Raw genomic sequence first — 23,362 nt, 5'->3', positions numbered from 1 at the left:
TACTCAGGCTACACACTCATGATAATGATCACCTCATTCGCTAATCCGCGTATCGCGCAGGCTTTTGTCGACTATATAGCAACTCAAGGTATTACACTGACTATTCAGCAGCATACACAAACCGATATCTGGCTGGCTGACGTGAGTAAAGAGCTACAAGTCCGTGAACAATTAAAACAGTTTCTGGCTAATCCAGCCGACCCGCGCTATCAGGCTGCAAGCTGGAGTACCGGGCAAAGTAACGTAGGTTTTAGCTATAAGCGTTATCCTTTTTTCGCCACTCTGATTTCACGAGCAGGCCCGTTCACCCTGCTAGTTATGGCGGCTTGTGCAATACTGTTTGTCGTTATCAGTCTTACCGGCTACCAGTCGCTGCTATATGCACTCGGCTGGCCGATTACCCCTGAACAGCATTATCAAGTCTGGCGTTATTTCAGCCATTCTTTACTTCAGTTCTCCGCACTACAACTGGTATTTAACTTGTTATGGTGGTGGTACCTGGGCGGCGCTCTGGAGAAATGTCTGGGGACCGGGAAACTCATTACCCTGACGCTTATCGCTTCCCTGCTCAGTGGCTTTATGCAAACCGCCTTTGCCGGCCCACTGTTTGGTGGTCTGTCGGGTACAGTATTTGCACTGATGGGCTATGTCTGGTTACGCGGGCAAAGAGAACCTGAGGGCGGTCTGCAAATGCAGCGCGGGTTACTGATATTCGCGGTTATTTGGTTAGTGATAGAATATTTTACTCAGTCCGTTGTATTACCAGCACACCTGACCGGTTTCCTGGTCGGACTGGCAATGGCACTGGGTGACACCCTGAATTTGCGAAAACGAAAATAACAACGACGGAGTTGATTGTGAAGCAAACACAACGTCATGACGCGATTATTGAACGGGTGAAACAGCAAGGTTATGTCAGTACCGAAGAACTGGTAGAACAATTTGCCGTTAGCCCACAAACCATTCGCCGTGACCTGAATGATTTAGCCAATCAGAATATGATTTTGCGCCATCATGGTGGCGCAGCCCTGGCTTTGCCTTCGAGTTCAGTTAATACGCCCTGGCATGACAGAAAAGCCACACAAACAGCTGAGAAGGCGCGCATTGCTCAGTGTGTCGCCAGTCATATTCCCGATGGCGCTACCTTATTTATTGATATAGGTACCACGCCAGAAGCGGTTGCCCATGCTCTGCTGGGCCACAATAACCTGCGCATTGTTACCAACAATATGAATGTGGCGACAACCCTGATGGTCAAGGAGGATTTCCGAATCATTCTTGCTGGAGGGGAATTACGGAGTCGTGACGGCGGGATTATTGGCGAAGCGACGCTCGACTTTATCTCTCAGTTTCGCCTCGATTTCGGCATTCTGGGGATCAGCGGTATCGACAGCGACGGCTCACTGCTCGAGTTCGATTATCATGAGGTTCGTACTAAGCGCGCTATTATTGAAAATTCACGCAGTGTTCTTCTGGTGGTGGATCACTCGAAGTTTGGTCGTAATGCGATGGTGAATCTTGGCAGTATCAATCTGGTTGATGCCATTTACACTGATGCAATGCCACCCGCGGATATTATGCAGGTCATCAAAGATAATAATATTCAGCTGGAACTGTGCTGATGGTTCACCCTCCCGTTACCGGGAGGGTGAACAAGTGACTATAATTTCACAGGTTTGATATGCCAGATATCATCGGCATATTCCTGAATCGTTCTGTCCGATGAGAAATAGCCCATATTAGCAATATTGTTCAAGGCACGCGTCGTCCAGACCTCAGGCTGTTTATAAAGCTTATCAACTTCCTCCTGACATTCAATATAGCTCCGGTAATCCGCCAGAACCTGATAGTGATCGCCGAAGTTAATCAGTGAGTCCACCAGATCACGATAGCGTCCTGGTTCATCAGGGCTAAAGGTTCCGGTCGCGATTTGCGTAAGTACCTGACGCAATTCTTCATCCTGTTCGTAGTATTCACGCGGGTTATACCCTTGACGGCGCAGCTCATCAACTTCATCGGAAGTGTGACCAAAGATAAAGATATTCTCTTCCCCAACATGTTCACGGATCTCGATATTTGCCCCATCCAGGGTCCCGATAGTCAGGGCACCGTTTACAGCAAATTTCATATTACTGGTGCCCGATGCTTCGGTACCCGCCAGTGAGATCTGTTCAGACAGGTCAGCGGCTGGAATGATAAGCTGCGCCAGACTCACACTGTAGTTAGGAATAAAGACCACTTTCAACTTATCTTTGACCTGCGGATCGTTATTCACGATAGTCGCCACATCATTGATTAAATGAATGATATGTTTCGCCATATAGTAGGCAGAGGCGGCTTTACCGGCAAAAATATTGACGCGTGGAGTCCAGTCCGCACCTGGGTCGGCCTTAATGCGGTTATAGCGAGTGATGATATGCAACACATTCATCAGCTGCCGCTTGTACTCATGAATACGCTTGATTTGAACATCAAACATCGCTTTTGGATTCACGATGACATCCAGGTTTTGAGCAATGTAAATTGCAAGCCGCTTTTTATTCTCTAACTTGGCTTTTCTGACATCCTCATGTAATTGCGGGAAGTCGATATACTCCTTCAGTCCACTGAGTAAGTTGAGATCGGTCCGCCAGTTATGACCGATAGTTTTATCCAGTACTGAGGAAAGTGAAGGGTTAGCTAATGCCAGCCAGCGACGAGGCGTAATACCATTGGTCTTATTGCAAAAACGGTTCGGGAAAATTTTGTGGAAATCCGCAAATAATGACTGAACCATCAGGTTCGAGTGGAGTGCCGAGACACCATTCACTTTATGGCTGGCCACTACCGCTAACCATGCCATACGCACCCGACGCTCACTACCTTCCTCGATAATAGAGGTACGGCGCAGTAGCTCATTGTCCTCAGGGAACTGGCTCTGTACATTTTTCAGGAAGTAATCGTTAATTTCGAAGATTATCTGCAAGTGACGCGGGAGAATTCTGCCCAGCATATCAACAGGCCAGGTTTCCAGCGCTTCAGCCATCAATGTATGGTTGGTATAGGAGAAGACCTGACAGACTGTCTCAAACGCATCCTGCCACTTAAACTTATGCTCATCGATAAGCAGTCGCATCAGTTCAGGAATCGATAACACCGGATGGGTATCGTTAAGGTGGATAGCGATTTTATCTGCCAGATTATCAAAGGTTTTATGTAGAGCATAATGACGGGATAAAATATCCTGAACCGTCGCAGAGACCAGGAAGTATTCCTGACGTAACCGTAGCTCACGCCCGGAGTGGGTTGAGTCATCGGGATAAAGTACCCGGGAGACGTTTTCGGAGTGGTTTTTGTCTTCAACTGCCGCAAAGTAATCGCCCTGGTTAAATTTGCCCAGATTAATCTCTTTACTAGCCTGGGCACTCCACAGACGAAGCGTATTGGTGGCATCAGTGTCATAACCCGGAACGATTTGGTCGTAGGCAACAGCCAGGATCTCTTCTGTTTCCAGCCATTTTACACGCGCGCCTTCCAATTGCAGGCGGCCGCCAAAACGAACAGCATAGCGTGTACTGTATCGCTTGAACTCCCAGGGAGCACCATACTCCAGCCAGTAGTCCGGAGACTCTTTCTGACGACCATCAACAATGCTTTGTTTAAACATGCCGTAGTCATAGCGAATACCGTAGCCTCGTGCTGGCAGTCCAAGGGTCGCCAGTGAATCCAGGAAACACGCCGCCAGGCGGCCCAGACCACCATTGCCTAAACCGGGATCGTTTTCTTCGTCGATAAGCTCTTCAAGCGAAAGTCCCATCTCTTCGAGGGCACTATTCACTTCGTCATAAATCCCTAGCGATAACAGGGCATTTGATAGTGAACGACCAATCAGGAACTCCATCGACAGGTAGTAAACCTGACGTACTTCTTGTGACAGTTCAGCTCGGGTCGATTTCAGTAAACGTTCAACCAGTCGGTCACGTACTGCATATAAGGTTGCATTCAGCCATTCATGTTTGTTGGCAATAGCCGGATCTTTTCCCAGCATGAACATCAATTTATAGGCAATTGAATGCTTCAATGCCTCACTGTTTGAGGCCGGTGGAGAAAAAGTTAAGCGAGGATTCATTATGACGATTCCTGTTAGGTGTACACCTACATTAGACGTTGATAAAGGCCGCGATAAGACCGCGCTGCAACTTGCCAGCTAAAATCCATGCTCATGGCCTGGCGCTGGACAAAACGCCATAGCGCCGGGCGAGACCACAGAACGAAAGCACGTCGAATTGCACACATTAAAGAGTTCACATCGCTGTCCGGGAAGACAAACCCGGTGGCAGTCCCTTCTGAAAGATTTTCCAGCGAAGTATCAAAAACAGTATCAGCCAGCCCGCCAGTATGACGAACCAGCGGTAAGGTGCCGTATTTCAGGCCATAGAGTTGAGTGAGCCCGCAAGGCTCAAAACGGCTGGGCACCAGAATCACATCAGCACCAGCAATAAGACGGTGGGAAAATGCTTCATGGTAGCCAATCTGCACTCCAACCTGTTGTGGGTATTGCGCAGCCGCGGCCAGGAACCCTTCCTGTAACACGGCATCACCCGCTCCCAGTAGTGCCAGTTGCCCGCCTTTTGCGAGTATATCTGGCAAAGCCTCCAGCAGTAAATCCAGCCCTTTTTGTGGCGTTAAACGGCTGACAACAGTAAACAATAACGCTTTAGGATTAACCGTCAGTCCCATAGAAATCTGAAGCTGTCGTTTGTTTTCTGCTTTCCCAGCTAATTTTTCATGGTCATAGCTGGCAGGCAGTAATTCATCAGCAGCGGGATTCCATATTTTATCATCGACCCCATTGAGAATACCGGATAGCCGCCCCTCGGCCTGACGCTGACGTAACAGCCCTTCCATACCATAAGCAAAATTAGGATCGGTGATTTCACGCGCATAAGTCGGACTAACAGCGGTGATATGCGAGGCGTAATAGAGCCCGGCTTTTAAGAAGGATATCTGGCCATAGAATTCCAGCCCATTAATATCAAAAAAGGATGCAGGCAGCTCAATATCACGCATATGGTGTGCATAATAAAGCCCCTGGTACGCCAGGTTATGTACCGTAAACACCGACTTCGCTGGGCGTCCACGCACTTCCAGATAGGCAGGCGTTAATCCTGCATGCCAGTCATGAGAATGGACGACCTCAGGTCGCCAGTAAGGATCGAGCCCGCAAGCCATTTCCGCACCGACCCAGCCCAATAGCGCAAAACGTATTACGTTGTCGGAATAAGCGTACTGATTCTCGTCATGATAGGGACTGCCCGGACGCGAATAAAGATGCGGGGCGTCTATCAGGTAAACACCTATCCCATTGAAATATCCGTAAAGCAAACGGATATGACCCGCAAAGGTGTCTCGCTGGGCAACAACTTGCTTGTCACGCACTCCAGCAAGAATATCCGGAAAAGCAGGCAGTAATATGCGGACATCACAACCATCGGCGATTTGTGCTGCTGGCAATGCACCCAGTACATCTGCCAGCCCCCCTGTTTTGAGCAGTGGGTACATTTCGGAACTAACATGTAAGACCTGCATTCTCACTCCAGTATTCATCGCTATGTTGTTGGCTTCCCTGCCATCTGACAAAAACGGCATCTCGCTGATAGCGTGTTAATCCTTAAGCCGTCTCAGCATCTCACGAGTAATCAGTACAATGCCCTCTTCTGAACGATAGAAACGCTGGGCATCCTCGACCGCATTTTCTCCGACCACCATTCCCTCAGGAATAACACAGGCCCGGTCGATAATGCAGCGACGCAAACGGCAAGAACGGCCGATCACCACATCAGGTAATAAAATTGAGCTATCAATATTACAAAATGAGTTCACGCGAACACGCGAGAACAGTATTGACTGTGCAACCACTGAGCCAGAGATAATACAGCCCCCTGCTACCAGGGAGTTCAGCGTCATGCCGTGACTGCCTGAACGGTCCTGAACAAATTTAGCCGGTGGCAAAGATTCACTGTAGGTGCGGATCGGCCACTCCTGGTCATACATATCCAGCTCTGGCGTCACCGAGGCGAGGTCAAGATTGGCTTTCCAGTAAGCTTCAAGCGTTCCGACATCACGCCAGTAAGGTTCCGCATTTTGATCTGACTGAACGCAAGAGAGAGTAAAGGAATGCGCGTAGGCCTCACCAGACTGGGTTACTTTAGGGATAATATCTTTACCGAAATCATGGCTGGAGTTTTCATCGAGGTCATCCTCTTCAAGGAGCTTAAAGAGGTAATCGGCATCGAAGACATAAATCCCCATACTGGCGAGCGACTTGGTCTCATCACCAGGCATCGTCGGTGGATGTTCAGGTTTTTCAACAAAATCGATAATTTTCGAGGTTTCATCGACGGCCATAACCCCAAGCGCTGAGGCTTCTTCAACCGGCACCGGAATACAAGCAACCGAGCAGCGCGCACCTTTTTCGACATGGTCAAGCAGCATGCGGGAGTAATCTTGTTTGTAGACATGATCGCCTGCCAGAATGACAATATACTTTGCCGAATAGCGACGAATGACGTCCAGATTCTGAGTCACCGCATCTGCGGTGCCGCGATACCAGTTTTCACCGCCTACACGCTGCTGCGCAGGCAGCAAGTCGACAAACTCATTCATCTCTTCACTAAAGAAGGACCAGGCGCGCTGGATATGTTTAACCAGGGTGTGGGACTGATACTGGGTAATGACCCCAATACGTCGGATACCCGAGTTAAGGCAGTTGGAGAGTGCAAAATCGATAATACGGAACTTGCCGCCAAAGTGGACGGCGGGTTTAGCGCGCGTGGTAGTCAGGTCTTTAAGCCTGGTTCCTCGGCCACCAGCCAGAATTAATGCAACAGACTGAATTGGCAGCTGGCGCGCCAACATTAACGGGTCCTTTTTCTCAAATCTTACCATGATCTTTTCTCCTTTCATGACCGTTGCAATACACATACGCCCTGTGCAGGACACTGCCATGAAGTCATTACAGCCCGATTATCTTTTCCAGCAAATGGAGAGACGGCATACCACTCCCCCTCAGCCAGGGTCATATCCGCAACATCATCCGTCGCGTTAATAAGCAAAAGCCACCGAGACGATAACTGGATTTGTAAACAACGCATCCCGCTATTCCACTCATCAATGGCTAAAGGTTGTCCTGCGTGATTAAGCCAGCGCACTTGCCCGTCACCTTCATCCCACCACTGGTTATCAGCAAGTGCCGCCACCTCTTTGCGAAGATGAATCAGTGCCGCAGTAAAATCTGTTAATCCACCGTCGTCTGCCGTCCAGTCCAGCCAGGTCAGTTCATTATTCTGGCAATAAGCATTGTTATTACCTTGCTGGCTATGGCCTCGTTCATCACCGGCTAATAGCATGGGTGTGCCCTGAGACAGTAACAGGGTGGTCAGTAATGCCTGGATACTACGCAGACGTCTGTCATCAATGGTTTTGTCGGCATCCAGACCTTCTGTACCGTGGTTATAACTATAGTTGTTGCCGCTTCCATCACGGTTATTCTCACCGTTAGCGTGATTATGTTTTTGGTCGAAGCTCACACAATCACGTAAAGTGAACCCATCATGTGCAGTAATGAGATTGATTGTGTTGGAAGGGTGTTTATCGCCACGCCGATAGAGATCGCTTGAGCCAGCAAAACGACGAGCGAACTCACCGCAAGAAAGATTATGCTGTAACCAAAAGCGTCTCATTTCGTCACGATAATGGTCATTCCACTCAGCGAAATGAGACGGGAAATTACCTACCTGATAACCACCAGGTCCGATATCCCAAGGCTCAGCAATACATTTGATTGCTGCCAGGCAAGGGTCGTTTTTAATCGCTTCAAATAGCGGGGCATCGGGGCGAAATTCGGGCGTCCGTCCTAATACCGTCGCAAGGTCAAAACGAAAACCATCGACATGAAAACTCTCAACCCAGTAACGCAAGCAGTCGATGACCTGGGCCATAACAGCCGGATGACTTAAATTGAGCGTATTGCCACAGCCCGTCCAATTCTGGTAATCGCCATTGTCCATTAACCAGTAGTAGCTGCGGTTATCAATGCCACGGAATGACAGGGTCGGGCCTTCGTGGTCCAGCTCAGCACTGTGGTTAAACACCACGTCGAGGAGCACTTCAATACCCGCTTTATGTAAGGCTTTAATCGCTCCACGCAGTTCATTCGCAGCGAGATCAGAATTACCCCCGACAGAATAGGAAGCCGAGGCGGCATAAAAAGCACGTGGATTGTAGCCCCAGTAGTTTTGCAGCCCCAGGGTTGCCAGACGAGGCTCAGTGACAAAATCAGCCACGGGCATCAACTCGATAGCCGTAATACCCAGACGTTTAAAATAGGCAATCATTACCGGGTGGCCGAGCGCGGCATAAGTTCCACGTAAGGCTTCAGGAATATCAGGATGAAGGTTAGTCAGTCCTCGAACATGGGCTTCATAGATAACCGTCTTACCCCATGGGGTCGCAGGATGTTTATCATCCTGCCAGTCAAAATTCTCTTCAACCACAACTGACTTGGCCATCCAGAGCGCACTATCCTGCGGATCAGGACTTTCACCGTCGTCATGGAAAGAAGGATGATTTTCAACACCCCCCACCACCTGACGAGTGCAAGGATCCAGCAGCAACTTGGCAGGATTAAAGCGTTCACCACGGGCTAATGACCAAGGGCCATATACGCGATAGCCGTAGCGCTGACCTGGTGTGATATCTGGCAAATAACCATGCCAGATATCACCGCTACGTGCGGTCAAACAATAGCGCTGCTCATTGCCTTCGCTGTCAAATAAACATAACTCAACCTTTTCAGCCCCGGCAGAAAACAAGGTAAAGTTCACCCCCTTGCCATCATAAGAGGAGCCGTAAGGTGCGGAGTTACCGTCTGAAAGCACTGTCATTGCGCCTCCCGAACCAGCCAGATAGTAGACAGCGGCGGTAAGGTCAGACTTAAAGAGTGATTGCGAGAGTGGCTGGCTATTTCGTCACTTTCAATAATGCCTTGATTGCCGCTATTACTGCCCTGGTAATACATCGAGTCAGTGTTCAGTATTTCGCGCCAGCGTCCCGGTAGGTTGATCCCAAAACGATATTGATTACGAGGAACTGGAGTAAAATTACTGGCAACAATGACTTCATTACCTTTTGAATCGCGACGTACAAAAATAAACACTGAGTTCGCGAAATCATCCACGACCAGCCACTCAAAACCGGCCTCGTTGAAATCCAGCTCATACATCGGAGCATGGTCGCGATAGCAATGATTAAGGTCACGTACCAGACGCTGAACCCCGTTATGCCAGTTATCATCGCCTTCAAGTAAGTGCCAGTCCAGGCTAGCGTCGTGGTTCCATTCGCGCCCCTGGGCAAACTCATTACCCATAAACAGTAATTTTTTTCCGGGAAATGCCCACATCCAGCCATAGTAAGCACGTAAATTGGCAAATTTCTGCCAGGCATCACCCGGCATACGATCGAGAATCGATTTTTTACCGTGCACCACTTCATCATGTGACAGAGGCAGGACAAAATTTTCGGTGCCGTTATACAGCATGCCGAAAGTCATGTTGTTGTGATGATGCTGGCGATAAATCGGATCCAGTTTCATATAGTCAAGGGTGTCGTGCATCCAGCCCAGGTTCCATTTAAACCAGAAACCGAGACCGCCTGTGCTCGGTGGTCGGGAGACACCAGGGAAATCAGTCGACTCTTCCGCCATCGTTACGGCACCCGGCGCTTGCTCGCCAATCACCCGGTTGGTGGTACGTAAAAACTCAATCGCTTCGAGATTTTCGCGGCCACCAAACTCATTAGGCACCCACTCACCTTCTTTACGGCTGTAGTCGCGATAAATCATCGAAGCGACGGCATCAACGCGTAAGCCATCAATACCAAAACGCTCAATCCAGTACAGTGCATTACCGGCCAGATAGTTACTGACTTCATGACGCCCGTAGTTATAAATCAGCGTATCCCAGTCCTGATGACGCCCTTCACGCGGATCGCTGTACTCATAGAGAGCGGTTCCGTCAAACAGTGCCAGCCCTGTTTCGTCAGTCGGGAAATGACCCGGAACCCAGTCCAGTAAGACATTCAGCCCTGCGGCATGCGCTGCATTAACAAAATAGAGGAAATCATCGCGAGTGCCAAAACGCCGGGTTGGCGCATAGATACCCTGCGGCTGATAGCCCCAGCTACCATCAAAGGGATGTTCGTTAATAGGGAGTAGTTCAAGATGGGTAAAGCCCATCTCTTTAACATAAGGGATCAGTTGGTCTGCCAGCTCGCGATAGCTCAGCCAGAAATTATTATCGGTATGACGACGCCAGGAACCCAGATGCACTTCATAGATAGAAATAGGCTGGTCGAAATTATTGGCTTGCTGACGCTCCGGGCTTAATACGGTTTTTTCCGGGAGACCGCAAATAACTGATGCGGTTTCAGGCCGCATTTGCGATTCAAGAGCGTAGGGATCAGCTTTGACACGTAGCTGCCCGTGAATATCAAGCAACTCAAATTTATATAAATGCCCATGCTCTACGCCGGGAATAAATAGCTCCCAGATGCCGCTCTCTTTACGTAAACGCATGGGATTTCGACGACCATCCCAGAAATTAAACTCACCGACTACGGATACCCTTTGTGCATTAGGTGCCCATACTGAGAACCGCGTACCAGAAACATCATCCATCGTCAGGGGATGAGCACCTAAACTTTCATAGGGACGTAAGTGGGTACCTTCAGATAACAGCCAGCTATCCAGCTCTTGGATCAGGGTGCCAAAACGGTAAGGATCATCAATTTGCACCTCCTGACCAAACCAGGTCACCGTGAGCTGATAACGAAAAAGATTTTTACGTCTGGGGATCACGCCGCAGAAGAAACCGCGGGTATCAATACACTCCAGTTTGGCGACTTTTCGCCCGGTTTTAGTATCCGTCACCCAAACATCGGTGGCATCAGGTAATAGAGCGCGAACCTCAATCCCTGCTACTGTTTTATGCATGCCCAGCAAAGAAAATGGGTCTGCAAAATGTCCTATAATCAGCGCATCAATCACGTCTTTCTCTGGCAAAACTGACATTGCACATCTCCCTGTTAATTTGCATCGTGTAAACAGCCATGTTCATTGTGCATATCGACATGACACTGATATTGACGGTGGCGAAAAATCGGCATCCGTTCTCAGAATTTGCTTACACTATTATTTAAGGATAGCTAATGGATTTCACTTAGAGGGTGAATTTGATCAATGAATATTGTTTTTGTATGACAAAAAAAAATAAATAGACTCGGAGGAACCTTTATTTCGCTATAAATAAATTAAGTTTCTTATCTGTTAAAACAGAAAAATGAAAATTATAGTTATTTAAAATCAATTGGTTGATTAATACAAAATACAGGTAAACACTTAAAAATCGCTGTTCATGCATTATTTGTCATGTAACGTAAATATTTGACTATTTGTCTGTTCAGAAAGTGTAGTTATATGGAAAGATAATTTTATGCGACCTGAGTACCCGAAGATAATATCCCCACAACATGAAAGATGTGGGGATAAAGACGGGGTATTACGCCAGGGAACGCAGCATACGGCGTAACGGCTCTGCCGCACCCCATAACAACTGATCGCCTACGGTAAAGGCTGAGATATATTCAGGCCCCATATTCAGCTTACGCAGACGTCCAACTGGCGTCGACAGAGTCCCGGTAACTGCCGCAGGAGTCAGTTCACGCACCGTAATATCACGATCGTTAGGAACAACTTTAGCCCACGGATTGTGTGCTGCCAGTAATTCCTCAACAGTCGGAATAGAGACATCTTTTTTCAGTTTGATGGTGAAAGCCTGGCTATGGCAGCGCAGCGCGCCAATACGGACACATAAACCATCAACAGGAATAGCAGTAGAGGTGGCGAGGATTTTATTGGTCTCTGCCTGTCCTTTCCACTCTTCACGGCTCTGGCCGTTATCCAGCTGTTTGTCGATCCATGGGATCAGGCTACCTGCCAGCGGGACACCAAAGTTATCAACTGGCAGTCGGTCGCTACGACCCAGCGCCGTGACTTTACGTTCGATATCCAGAATAGCGGAGGCCGGTGAAGCCAGTTCACTGGCAACTTCCTGATGCAGGTGCCCCATCTGGTTCAGCAATTCACGCATATGACGTGCACCGCCACCAGAAGCTGCCTGATAAGTTGCCACAGAAACCCAGTCAACGAGGTTATTAGCAAACAGACCACCCAATGACATCAGCATCAGGCTAACGGTACAGTTACCACCGACAAAAGTCTTGATCCCTTTGTTCAGACCGTCGTCGATAACATGCTGGTTCACCGGGTCGAGGATAATAATCGCATCATCTTTCATACGCAGTGAAGACGCGGCGTCAATCCAGTAACCCTGCCAGCCACTCTCACGCAGCTTTGGATAGATTTCATTGGTATAATCACCCCCCTGGCAGGAGACGATAATATCCAGGGCCTTCAACGCTTCCAGGTCACTGGCATTCTGTAACGTACCGCCATTAACGCCAGCAAAAGCTGGAGCGGGCTCACCGGCCTGGGAAGTGGAGAAGAAAACTGGACGGATAGCGTCAAAGTCACGTTCTTCTACCATGCGTTGCATGAGTACAGAACCGACCATTCCACGCCAGCCAACAAAACCTACATTTTTCATAAAAATTAACCCTGCTGAGATGATTGCGTATAAAAGTGAGTGATATTTATATACCCACATTACAAAATGCTGCAAAAGTCGCAAGTGAAATTAATCAATGATTTCTGTTATATCAGAAACAAAGCTTATTATGGTGAATTAACAAGGACCTTTGAGAAAAGAAATGAATGAAATAATAACGGCTACCGTCCTGCTCTTTTTGATTATGGACCCGCTGGGTAACCTGCCTATCTTTATGTCAGTGCTCAAGCACACCGAGCCGAAACGACGCCGGGCTATCATGATCCGCGAACTGCTCATCGCGCTGACAGTGATGCTGATTTTTTTATTTGCCGGGGAAAAAATTCTCTCTTTCTTAAACCTGCGCGCAGAAACGGTCTCTATTTCCGGGGGCATTATTCTGTTTCTCATCGCCATTAAGATGATTTTCCCGGGTAATGAAGGCAATGCCAGTGGGCTTCCGGCTGGCGAAGAACCTTTTATCGTCCCGCTGGCGATTCCACTGGTTGCCGGCCCTTCTTTACTGGCAACCCTGATGTTGCTGTCACATCAGTACCCCAATCAGATGGGACATCTGGTGATAGCCCTGATGCTGGCCTGGGGCGGAACAGTGATTATTTTGCTCCAGTCATCGCTATTTCTGCGTCTGCTGGGTGAAAAAGGTGTTAATGCCCTGGAGCGGTTAATGGGCCTGGTGCTGGTAATGATTGCGACACAGATGTTCCTGGATGGGATCCGGGCGTGGATGCAGGGATAAAAAACCGAATTCTGATAGAAACACTGCCAGTGTATGCACTATTTTGTATATACAAATTAAACATTCAATGGCAGACTCATGGAAATGGACTTTGAGTGGGATTTAGCCAAAGCTGAATCAAATTTACGCAAGCACGGAATTCGTTTTGAAACAGCTGTCCTGATTTTTGAGGATCCTTTTCATCTTTCTATACAGGAACGTATTGAAAATGCTGAGTATCGCTGGCAAACCATCGGAGCTATCAAAGGATGTGTGGTCATTCTTGTCGCTCATACCATGCGCTTCGAAAGCGGTACTGAAATTATCCGCATAATCAGCGCCCGCAAGGCTAATCGGAAAGAGAGGAAAATTTATGAGCACAGTGAGATATAAACGTAGCGAACTTCCCCCCCTGACTGAACAGCAGGAAGCCGAGCTGAAAACACTCGCGGCACAACCTGAAAGCAAAATTGATTACAGTGATATTAGCGAGCCCGCTCAGGCTGTGTGGGAAAACGCTGTACGCGGGCAGTTTTATCGTCCGGTTAAGAAGCATGCTTCAGTCAGAATTGATGCCGATATTCTGGCATGGTTGAAAGAACCCGGAAAAGGTTATCAGACCAGGCTTAACGCCATCTTGCGAGAAGCGATGATACGTAGTCAGCAGATAAAATAACGCTACTGGACTGCCATAACAGTTAAAAAGTTATCCCTCACAGGGTCTTTTATCCCGGCATTCCAGGCAATACCTGTTTGCCAGGCCGTATGTTTACCTTCAAGTGGCACCAGCATTATCCCGGCGGGTAGAATATGAATAACGCTCTCTGGCAGTAATGCTACACCACCACCACCGGCCACCAAAGCCAGTAAGGTCTGAATATCATCCGCGGCTGAAACCCTCTGTGGGGTGAGATTATTTTCGGCGAGAAAACAGGATGCCTGGGCTGAAAGCCCTTCACCGCGTTTGGGGGAAATCTGTAGCAGCTGATTCTTTTCAATCAGCTTTCGCATATCCGATGAATCACTATAGCTGTCCGCGGCCACGGCAAGAACCAGCCTTTCTTCTGCCAGTATCCTGCTTTCCAGCTGCTCTGGAGCGGGTAGTCTGACAAATCCGACCTGAAGCTGACCTTCGGCTAACTGCTGAAACTGTACTGCGGAGGGCATATCGTTCAGCGATACCTGCACGTCAGGGTGCTGGCTGCGAAAAGCAGCGACCCGTTCGGGAGCCAGACGGAATGACGAAATACCAAAGCCCAGCACCAGTTTACCTGCATTTCCTTTCCTGATACCTGTCACCTCAGACCAGAAAAGGTCATAACGCGCCAGTACCTCAGATGCTCCCGGAAGAAGTAGTTCTCCTGCCACTGTCAGTTTCGCACCATGACGACCACGCTGAAAGAGCGTCGCCCCGGTGAGATTCTCCAGGGTCTGGATCTGTTTCGTGAGTGCGGGTTGCGTGACACAAAGTATTTCCGCCGCCGGGTGATACCACCCCAGTCGTGCGAGAGTCACGAATGCTCGTAATAACTTTATATCCATTCCAGTTCGTTATCGAATGGGGAGAAATCGTGATTATACACCTTTGTCTGTTCTCTGATGAAATGCTCTTCGAAGCTTTCTATGAGGAGAAATATAATGGAAAAAAGCATTCGTGTTGCCACCGTACAATTTTGTCATCGTGCCAGTGATAAGCAGTACAATTTGTCCGTTATGGAAAAACTGATTTCCCAGGCCTCCCGGCAGGAAGTAAAGATTCTGGCATTTCCTGAAATGTGTATTACCGGATACTGGCACGTTCCTGGCCTCAATCGTCAGGAGCTGGATACACTGGCAGAACGAGCAGAGGATAGCCCATCGTTATCCCGTATAGCCGTTCTGGCGGAAAAATATCAGATGGCTATCGGCGCAGGATTTATAGAACAGGGAGTCGATGGGAAACTCTATAACGCTTATGCCGTCTGTATGCCGGGTGGTGAGCGCCATGTACACCGAAAACTGCATGCTTTTGAACATCCAGAGATTGCCCAGGGAAACAATTACACGGTCTTTGATACTCCCTGGGGCGTTCGCGTGGGTGTGCTTATTTGCTGGGATAATAATCTGGTCGAAAATGCGCGTATCACAGCACTTCTCGGCGCAGATATTCTTATTGCACCACATCAAACTGGCGGAACCCACTCACGTAGCCCTTATGGCATGAAACCCGTTCCGGTCACTCTCTGGGAAAACAGACATAATAATCCACAGGCACTTGAAGAGGCTTTCCAGGGTGACAGTGGCCGAGGCTGGCTAATGCGATGGCTGCCCTCGCGCGCGCATGATAATGGCTTTTTCATTCTGTTCAGTAATGGTGTGGGGCTGGATAACGGAGAAGTACGTACCGGTAACGCCATGATTATTGACCCTTACGGCAGGATAGTCAGCGAAACCGGCTCCTATGAGGATACGATGGTCTGCGCCAACTTGGATCTCGACTTACTGGCCCTGTCCACAGGGCGGCGCTGGATACACGGGCGTCGACCAGAGCTATACGGCATGCTGAGTGAACCTCAGGGATATGAACGTGACGCACGGACAGCCAGGTTTTCCGATGCTATCCCTTCCTTTAGCCGTAATACTGAAACAAAAAATAAAGATACGTTCGAATAACACACTCAAAACAGCCCACATAGGTTCCACTATGTGGGCTGACAGGATTTTATGCCCGTCCGGCATTCCTGCATACCATTACAATAGCACTTTCACTTGTTGTTAAAGATGTGCAACCTTTTGATGTAAAGCGATAATCTCGCGTCCCAGCTCCATCAGCATAATGGCGTTCATCAGGTGATCCTGGGCATGAACCATCACCAGATGCACAGGGATTTTTCCTTCACCTTCGTCCATTTCAATTAGCTTAGTTTGTACATGGTGCGCGGAAGATAAGGCGTCCTGGGCTTGTTGCATATAGGTTTCTGACTGTTCAAAATCCCCCTCTTCACGGGCACAGCGAATGGCCTGAAATACCAGGCTACGGGCATAACCAGAGTTTGCGATCAGTTCCATGACTTCGTTTTCAAGGGTCATCTTAAGCTCCTTCAATCAGTGCCAGCGCTTGCTCTAAGACTTTGTCGCCTTTCATGGTGCCGTAGGCCATCATGTCGATGCAGGCGATAGGTTTGCCATGCTCTTTGGCAATTTTTTCGCATTCAGGTAATTTATAGCGGATCTGAGGGCCCAGTAGCGCAACGTCAAATTCAGCGACACAGGTTTTATAATCACGTACCGATTTGGCGCAGATCTCAACCTCAATACCCTGGTTTTTCGCGGCTTCCTGCATTTTCTTGACCATCAGACTGGTCGACATGCCTAAGTCACATACCAACAGAATTTTTTTCATGTTATTTCTCCAAATCGTTCAGCAAGTGCTGCATTAAAAGGGGGATCGGTCGTCCGGAAGAAACGCTGCGCCCTTGCTCACGCCACAATGCTGTACCACTGATATCAAGGTGTGCCCAGGGAATATCGTCCGGGCAGAAACAGCGCAGAAAATAAGCGGCGGAAGTACTGATGGCGGCATTGTTTGTTGGGGTATTACACAGGTCTGCAATCGCACTTTCAACCTGAGGCGCAAAGCGCGCATCGAGCGGTAACGACCAGACTTCATCCCGACTTTCCAGCCCGGCTTGAGTCAGTTGCTGGCTCAATTTAGCGTCCTGACTCCATAAACCGGTCAAGTCATAACCTAAGGCTTTGACTACCGCCCCGGTGAGCGTTGCCATATCGATAATGTACTGGGGTTTCTGATTATCCAGCGTCAGTTGACTGGCCCAGGAAATCGCATCCGCTAATACCAGACGGCCTTCGGCATCGGTATTATTGATCTCAACACTCAGGCCTGAGTGACTCATAGCAACATCACCGGGACGCATCACATCCGGGCCAATCATATTTTCGGCCAGAGCCAGCACACCCACCAGACGTACCGGCAATTTCAGCTCGGCAGCGGCAATAAGCAGACCAAAGACGTTAGCAGCCCCGCACATGTCATATTTCATGGTGTACATGCCGGCCCCTTCTTTCAGCCACATGCCACCGGTATCGAAGGTAATGCCTTTACCAACATAAGCCTTGAAAGGCCCCTGACTCTGTCCTTCATAACGCAGGATAAGCAGCCTGGGCGGGTTACTGGCTCCTTTACCCACCGCATCAAGCAGCCCTAAGCCCTGCTGTTTTATCTGGTTTTCATCGAGAACTTCACATTTCAGAGCAGGATAAGCAGTAATCTGCTTTTCTATTTCACTCACCACAAATTCAGGCGTGCAGCTTGAACTGGGAAAATCGGCAATACGACGTGCGGCAATCATGCCTCGTGCAGTGGCTTCTGCCTGGCGTAGCAATTTTTCAAGCCCGGCCTGCTGCTGTGGCTGGCACCATAAAGTCAGCTGATTAATCCGCACAGCCTGTGATGCTGTCGTTTTTAAGCCTAAATCACTCAACTGGTAGTCCAGATTCAGCAAAAAGATCAGCAGAGCAGAAAGTTGGGCACGGTGGGCGATATTATCAGTATCCCACAGACTGCAATCGACAATCAGCGCCGGGCAATGTGTTTTTCGTAACAGAGGCCGCAGCGCCGCTTGCAGCTGACAGGTAACGCTATCCAGCCAGTGGTTGTCAGGCAGCAGGGTGATACGAGCAAAAGGATCGCAACCGTAGGCACAGTCAGCCACAGAAGTTGCTGCGTCTTTCCGTAACCCACTAAGCAGTTCGGGATTGACTGCCGCCTCTACAAGCAATTGACTGTTCGCAAAAGATATCAGATAGCTATCAATGCCATCCGTTAACGGATTACTGGTAACCTGAGAGTTAATCATATTGAGGTTCTCCGATAGGGGCCCGGATACGCGCGGCATAATCCGCCATCCATTGCTCATCTGCAGGAATGTAGTGAGTGCGATCGGCGCGGCGTTCAGCTAAATAAACCGTGGCAGGTAAGTCATGTGTTGCAACAACGAAGGAGAATGTCTGAATATTAGTGGCAGCACCAAATTCACCCTGGCGATTCATGCAAACCACGGATAAATCCCCGACGCGGCCAAATCGTGCCATCAGCTTGTCTTCTAATTCACAGACCACCGAGTCAGCGGCATCTTGTGGCGTCATTCCGCCTTCCATACGTCGCACAATTTCATAGCTGGTACAGCCTTTCATCAGATCCTCACCGACGCCGGTCGCGGTGGCAGCGCCAATCTCACTGTCACAATAGAACCCGGAACCAATCACCGGTGAGTCTCCCAGACGCCCACGACGTTTCATAAACAGCCCGCTCGTCGAGGTACCGACACTCATTGAGCCATGATTATCAAGGCCAATGACACCAACAGTATCATGGCCATCGTAGGGGCTCAGACCGCGGTCAATGGTTTCATGACAACGCTTACGATAGTGCTGCATCGCACGTTCGGTAAGCATGGCTTTCTCAGTAAAACCTTGACTTAACGCCCATTCACGCGCACCGGTACCTACCAGAAAACTGTTAAAACGTTCACGACTCAGGGCATGAGCGACTTGTATCGGGTTAGCGATATCGACAAGGTTGCCCACTGCGCCAAAGGCCAGGGTATCGCCATCCATAAAGGCAGCATCAAGCTCAACTTCACCATTCTCACTGGGTAAACCGCCATAACCCACAGATTTATAGAAAGGAAAATCCTCTACTTCAGCCACCGCATTAACCACAGCCTTAGCGGACTTCCCTCCCTTCTTTAGTGTTTCACTCGCCTGTGTGATGCCTTCGAGCGCCATGCGCCATGTTGCGATCATTCCCCACATGTTTTGCTCCTAATTCTTTGTTTAACAGGCACTAATCAGGCTTTTTCAGCCGCACAATATTGTTTATCCAGAATACGTAAGAAGGGCAGATACAACATCGCACCAATCAACAGGTTAACAATTTGCATCAGGCTGCCGCTGATATCGCCGGTGACGATAAAACCACTGATGACAGGAGGTAAGGTCCAGGGAATAAAGACCCCGGTAGTAACGGCGACCATGCCGATTTTCATGGCGATATATTGCGTGGTGACCAGTACTAAAGGCACCAGATTGAAAGGGATCAGCATGATAGGGTTCATGATGACAGGTAAGCCAAACAGGATAGGTTCATTGATATTAAATACCGATGCGCCCGCACCTAAACGCCCGACTTCACGGATGCTTTTGCTACGCGCAAAGAAGAGTATGGCGATAACCAGAGACAGTGTGGCACCCGCTCCACCCATCCAGACCATATCGAAAAACTGTTCAGTAATAATATGTGGCGGCGTAACACCGGCCTGAATTGCAGCAATATTGTCGGTCTGATTTTCCATCCACAGCGGACGAATAATTCCGTTAACCATTGAACCGGAGTTAATGCCTACCGACCACAAAATGGTAATCGAGAATACCGTCAGCAGCGCACCACCGTAAGAGGTGCCAAAGTGACGCATCGGTGTCGCCACCGCCTGATAGATAAACTGATGGATAGTTTCATAGCTGGTGTGCTCGAAAGCAATACGAATGGCGAGAACCAGCACAATAACGATTAACGCAGGAATTAAAGCAGCAAAAGACTCTTGTACCGCCGGAGGGACCCCTTCCGGCATTTTAATCACTAACTTTTTACGCTTCAAAAAGCAGAATAATTCGGTCCAGAGCAGTGAACCAATCATCGCAACAAACAGACCTTTGCTACCGATCCATTCGGTCGGTACCACGGTAATATTGCCAAGCGCCTCAACTTTAATAAAAGGCGTCAGGATCAGAAAAGAGACCAGCGCCAGAATGCCACAGGAGACCCGGTCTTCGTCATAATGCTCGGCCAGCCGATAGGCCACCAGGAAACTAATAAACAGCGACATGGTGGAGAAGACCGCGTTGAACGGGATCTCAACGATATTGCTCCAGGTCGCACCAAACATCCCACTCATAAACTGCTGATAGCTCTGGCTTGGGAACGAAGAAATAATCAGTAGTATCGAACCCACGATAATAAATGGCATAAACGAAACATAGGCACCCCGTATTGCGCACAGATGGCGCTGTTGTGCGGCTTTCGCTGCCAGCGGCATCAGTTTTGCCTCAAGAAATCCTAAAACGTTGCTCATAATGAACTCCGAAAATTGATTTTTATGATGAAGTTATGGGACGAACAGGCTCTTAATGCGGCGATTATCTGTGAATGGCGTAATTATAAAGTTGCGGTAGCTCACAATATGGCGGAATCAGCAAGCAAGTCTCAACAAATTAGATATCATTGATACAGCGCTTAAAAGGGGAGATGTATGGAAATAAAACTACACGCAAATGCCACCACAACACCGCGTATTCGCCGCTATATTCAGAACTCTGAGAAGAGTGACCGCGCACTGGCAAAAGAGCTGGGTATCTCTGTTGCCACGGTGCGCCGCTGGCGTCAGAGAGAGGACGTAGCCGATCAGTACACAGCCCCAAAAATCGTACATAAATCACTGAGACCGGAACAAAGTGTGATTATCAATGCTGTGAGACAAAAACTCATGGTGCCGCTTGATGAGCTGTTAGTCATAGTGAACTCAGGCATGCAGCAAAGCATTTCCCGGGCAGGATTAGATCGCTATCTTCGCAGTGCTGAACTGGCACATATGAATGTGTTAGAGGCAAGGGAATTGCGTGGCAAGAAAGCGCTGAAAGCAGGTATCAAACCGGGAAAGTTACGGATTTTTTATCAACGAATTAACCTGCTCACAGAAGACGGGGGTGAACATCATATTCTCTGGGCACAAGAGGAAGTCAGTGGCTGGATAGCCTCCCGGGCATTCGCTGGCGCTTCACCTGTGCTGGTCGTCCATTGGTTAGAATCCCTTATGGCAGTAGCACCGGCTGCTATACAATGCATTGAGACTGAAAATAAAAAGCTATTCGGGAACGAATTATCACCCGACCATCCATTACAGAAATGGTGTGCAGACCAGAATTTACCTCTAGTATTACGCGGTGAAGAGACAGCGGATATCGCCATGAGAGTAGAGAGCTCACTCAGCGCCCTTATTCCTGCGCTAACATCGATGAGCCTGGATGATTATCTGCAACAGATTAGCGAGCAATATAATTGCCAGTGGTCGCAGAAGAAATTAGGCGATATGACGCCAGAGAGATTCTGGGCGATGCATGGCGAGGAGCGATAGCGAGCGAATTTCGCGTCGCTATCGGTGCCGATAAAAATTAGCGATTATTTTCTTCTATCCGGCTTATCACACTGGCAATCACACCGTCCAGCGGCTGACTGATATCGACTACCTGCACATCAGCTTCATCGGCCTGTGGCTCTTCAAGTGCCGCAAACTGAGTCTTGAGCATATCCGTCTTGAAGAAATGGCCCTTGCGCGCTTTAAGACGTGATTCGATAACCTCGAAGTCCCCTTTTAAATAAATAAAAGAGAGGTTTGGATTACCATCTCGTAGCTGGTTCCGATAGATTTTCTTCAGTGAGGAACAGACTATCAGTGACACTTTATTGGTACGTTGCATAGCAAATGCGGCATCATTCAGCGCCTGTAACCAAGGGATACGGTCTTCATCATTCAACGCTTCGCCCGAAGCCATTTTCATAATATTGCGTCGCGGATGAAGAAAATCACCGTCAAGAAATACGGCGTGAAGCTGGTGAGCCACTTCACTGGCAACCACAGACTTACCGCTGCCTGAGACGCCCATCAGGACATAGATATGGTTATCATGGTTTGTTATGTTCATGCATTGCTCCGGCCGGCAATAAATTTTCGCAGATGAATGTTATCGGTAACATTTATCAGATATAGAGGGCCAAAAGCAATAACATCCTTGCTGGAGCAAGCATAAATGTGAGTTTGGTCAATAAAATACTTAGATTGAACCACCCGTTGATAAGGTGAATCCTAAATCAAGTATTTTGGGTGAAACCTCTTCGCCGCGGATACGGGCCAGCAGTCGTTCAGCCCCCAGCCGCCCCATCTCTTCCCTGGGGGTAAGTACACTGGCCAGACGCGGTTCCATCACTTGACCAATGTCATGACCATGGAAACCGGCGATAGCAATATCCTGCGGAATGCGTAGCCCCTGACGCTGACATTCAAATGCCGCACCAATAGCTAAGTCATCGTTGGTACAGAAAATGCTGTCGAGTTCAGGGTATTCAAGACGAGCCTGGCGCAATAACTGAACGCCGGTTGAATATGACGAAGCATTCAGTATCATCACACTACGTGGCTTAAGGCCTGCATCATGCATTGCCTGCTCATAACCTTTTTGTTTGATAATGGTTCGCTCATCAAGGCGTGCGCCCAGATAAGCTACATGACGATAGCCTCGGGCAATCAAAGCGGCAGTCATCTGGCGGGCCGCTTCAAAGTTATCAAACCCGACGGCGATATCCAGGCAAGGGGAAACGCTATCCATCAGTTCCACCACTGGAATACCCGCGACTTCAATCATTTTTAGCGTTTTGGGGGTATGCGTACGTTCGGTCAGAATCAACCCGTCAATGTTCCAGGAGAGCATCGATTCCAGCCGCTCTTCTTCCCGGTCAGGTTTATAACCAAAGTGCGCCAGCATGGTCTGATAGCCATTGGCATCGACTATCTGTTCGATACCACGCAGCACTTCAGCAAAGACTTGGTTGGTCAGAGAGGGAAGCAAGACACCGATAGCCCGGCTGGTTGAATTAGAAAGCATATCCGGAGCGCGATTCGGAATATAACCGAGTTCGTCTAATGCAGCGGCAATTTTAACCCCTACAGCGGCAGAAACCATGTCAGGGGTACGCAAAAATCGGCTGACGGTCATTTTTGTGACGCCAACACGATCGGCAACATCTTGAAGTACGGGTCTTTTCTTTTTCATGCATTCGGCTGGATTTCGGATTATCGATACGCCAGTTTAGCAT

Annotated in this window: 21 protein-coding genes; 7 read left to right on the top strand and 14 right to left on the bottom strand. The window is 48.8% G+C overall.

Annotated elements, in window-relative coordinates; genetic code table 11:
- Nucleotides 1-18 precede the first annotated feature (18 nt).
- Both glpG and M2387_RS16910 read left to right on the top strand, forming a co-directional pair.
- A complete protein-coding gene (glpG, locus tag M2387_RS16915) occupies nt 19-840 on the top strand; it encodes a rhomboid family intramembrane serine protease GlpG (RefSeq protein ID WP_259051060.1) in 822 nt (273 codons plus the stop codon).
- 17 nt (nt 841-857) lie between these two features.
- Nucleotides 858-1,622, top strand: a complete 765-nt coding sequence (locus M2387_RS16910) for a DeoR/GlpR family transcriptional regulator (RefSeq protein WP_259051058.1) — start codon at nt 858-860, stop codon at nt 1,620-1,622.
- A gap of 38 nt (nt 1,623-1,660) precedes the next feature.
- On the opposite strand, the gene glgP is transcribed toward M2387_RS16910, so the two are convergent.
- The 6 genes from glgP to asd form a co-directional block, all read right to left on the bottom strand.
- Nucleotides 1,661-4,108, bottom strand: coding sequence for a glycogen phosphorylase (gene glgP, locus M2387_RS16905; protein ID WP_259051057.1), 2,448 nt, complete (start codon nt 4,106-4,108; stop codon nt 1,661-1,663).
- Nucleotides 4,109-4,134: 26 nt separating this feature from the next.
- Nucleotides 4,135-5,568 carry a glycogen synthase GlgA gene (glgA, locus tag M2387_RS16900; protein WP_259051056.1) on the bottom strand — a complete coding sequence of 478 codons (1,434 nt, stop codon included), beginning with the start codon at nt 5,566-5,568 and terminating at the stop codon, nt 4,135-4,137.
- Nucleotides 5,569-5,643: 75 nt separating this feature from the next.
- Nucleotides 5,644-6,927: a glucose-1-phosphate adenylyltransferase gene (gene glgC, locus M2387_RS16895; protein WP_259051055.1), complete on the bottom strand. Its 1,284-nt coding sequence runs from the start codon at nt 6,925-6,927 to the stop codon at nt 5,644-5,646.
- Nucleotides 6,928-6,941: 14 nt separating this feature from the next.
- Nucleotides 6,942-8,924: a glycogen debranching protein GlgX gene (gene glgX, locus M2387_RS16890; RefSeq protein ID WP_259051054.1), complete on the bottom strand. Its 1,983-nt coding sequence runs from the start codon at nt 8,922-8,924 to the stop codon at nt 6,942-6,944.
- A complete protein-coding gene (gene glgB, locus M2387_RS16885; protein ID WP_259051053.1) occupies nt 8,921-11,107 on the bottom strand; it encodes a 1,4-alpha-glucan branching enzyme in 2,187 nt (728 codons plus the stop codon). Before glgB ends, glgX begins: the two co-directional genes overlap by 4 nt.
- Nucleotides 11,108-11,594: 487 nt before the next feature.
- The gene (gene asd / locus M2387_RS16880) at nt 11,595-12,701 is read right to left on the bottom strand and encodes an aspartate-semialdehyde dehydrogenase (protein ID WP_259051052.1); all 1,107 of its coding nucleotides are present in this window, start codon (nt 12,699-12,701) and stop codon (nt 11,595-11,597) included.
- 163 nt (nt 12,702-12,864) lie between these two features.
- On the opposite strand from asd, the gene M2387_RS16875 reads away from it, so the two are divergent.
- The 3 genes from M2387_RS16875 to M2387_RS16865 all read left to right on the top strand — a co-directional run bounded on the left by M2387_RS16875 (nt 12,865) and on the right by M2387_RS16865 (nt 14,113).
- The gene (locus tag M2387_RS16875) at nt 12,865-13,458 is read left to right on the top strand and encodes a YhgN family NAAT transporter (protein ID WP_259051051.1); all 594 of its coding nucleotides are present in this window, start codon (nt 12,865-12,867) and stop codon (nt 13,456-13,458) included.
- Nucleotides 13,459-13,536: 78 nt separating this feature from the next.
- Entirely contained in the window at nt 13,537-13,830 is a 294-nt protein-coding gene (locus tag M2387_RS16870) for a BrnT family toxin (RefSeq protein ID WP_259051049.1), read from the top strand.
- The gene (locus tag M2387_RS16865; RefSeq protein ID WP_259051048.1) at nt 13,811-14,113 is read left to right on the top strand and encodes a BrnA antitoxin family protein; all 303 of its coding nucleotides are present in this window, start codon (nt 13,811-13,813) and stop codon (nt 14,111-14,113) included. The genes M2387_RS16870 and M2387_RS16865 overlap by 20 nt, the downstream gene beginning before the upstream one ends.
- Before the next feature lie 2 nt (nt 14,114-14,115).
- Here M2387_RS16865 and M2387_RS16860 read toward each other — a convergent pair whose 3' ends face one another.
- Nucleotides 14,116-14,979: a LysR family transcriptional regulator gene (locus M2387_RS16860; protein ID WP_259051047.1), complete on the bottom strand. Its 864-nt coding sequence runs from the start codon at nt 14,977-14,979 to the stop codon at nt 14,116-14,118.
- Nucleotides 14,980-15,075: 96 nt separating this feature from the next.
- On the opposite strand from M2387_RS16860, the gene M2387_RS16855 reads away from it, so the two are divergent.
- The gene (locus M2387_RS16855; protein ID WP_259051046.1) at nt 15,076-16,089 is read left to right on the top strand and encodes a nitrilase family protein; all 1,014 of its coding nucleotides are present in this window, start codon (nt 15,076-15,078) and stop codon (nt 16,087-16,089) included.
- 102 nt (nt 16,090-16,191) lie between these two features.
- Here the strand turns inward: M2387_RS16855 and M2387_RS16850 are convergent, their stop codons facing one another.
- From M2387_RS16850 to celB, 5 genes are read right to left on the bottom strand one after another with little or no spacing between them, the layout of a single operon-like run.
- Nucleotides 16,192-16,506: a PTS lactose/cellobiose transporter subunit IIA gene (locus M2387_RS16850; protein WP_259051045.1), complete on the bottom strand. Its 315-nt coding sequence runs from the start codon at nt 16,504-16,506 to the stop codon at nt 16,192-16,194.
- A 1-nt stretch (nt 16,507) separates the two neighbouring features.
- Nucleotides 16,508-16,819, bottom strand: coding sequence for a PTS sugar transporter subunit IIB (locus M2387_RS16845; protein WP_259051044.1), 312 nt, complete (start codon nt 16,817-16,819; stop codon nt 16,508-16,510).
- A gap of 1 nt (nt 16,820) precedes the next feature.
- The gene (locus tag M2387_RS16840) at nt 16,821-18,293 is read right to left on the bottom strand and encodes a M17 family metallopeptidase (RefSeq protein WP_259051043.1); all 1,473 of its coding nucleotides are present in this window, start codon (nt 18,291-18,293) and stop codon (nt 16,821-16,823) included.
- Nucleotides 18,286-19,251, bottom strand: coding sequence for a N(4)-(beta-N-acetylglucosaminyl)-L-asparaginase (locus M2387_RS16835; RefSeq protein ID WP_259051042.1), 966 nt, complete (start codon nt 19,249-19,251; stop codon nt 18,286-18,288). Before M2387_RS16835 ends, M2387_RS16840 begins: the two co-directional genes overlap by 8 nt.
- 35 nt (nt 19,252-19,286) lie before the next feature.
- Nucleotides 19,287-20,567 carry a PTS cellobiose transporter subunit IIC gene (gene celB / locus M2387_RS16830; RefSeq protein ID WP_259051041.1) on the bottom strand — a complete coding sequence of 427 codons (1,281 nt, stop codon included), beginning with the start codon at nt 20,565-20,567 and terminating at the stop codon, nt 19,287-19,289.
- Nucleotides 20,568-20,744: 177 nt separating this feature from the next.
- Between celB and M2387_RS16825 the strand changes: the two genes are divergently transcribed.
- A complete protein-coding gene (locus M2387_RS16825) occupies nt 20,745-21,626 on the top strand; it encodes a hypothetical protein (protein WP_259051039.1) in 882 nt (293 codons plus the stop codon).
- 37 nt (nt 21,627-21,663) lie between these two features.
- Here M2387_RS16825 and gntK read toward each other — a convergent pair whose 3' ends face one another.
- On the bottom strand, nt 21,664-22,194 hold the full coding sequence (gene gntK / locus M2387_RS16820; RefSeq protein WP_259051037.1) for a gluconokinase: 531 nt from the start codon (nt 22,192-22,194) through the stop codon (nt 21,664-21,666).
- A 129-nt stretch (nt 22,195-22,323) separates the two neighbouring features.
- On the bottom strand, nt 22,324-23,319 hold the full coding sequence (gene gntR, locus M2387_RS16815) for a gluconate operon transcriptional repressor GntR (protein ID WP_259051036.1): 996 nt from the start codon (nt 23,317-23,319) through the stop codon (nt 22,324-22,326).
- Between the last annotated feature and the right edge of the window lie 43 nt (nt 23,320-23,362).

The sequence above is a fragment of the Klebsiella sp. BIGb0407 genome (assembly GCF_024807845.1).
Taxonomy (GTDB): Bacteria; Pseudomonadota; Gammaproteobacteria; order Enterobacterales; family Enterobacteriaceae; genus JGM124.
The sequence above is the reverse complement of the archived record's forward strand: the minus strand, read 5'-3'. Positions and strand labels throughout refer to the sequence as shown.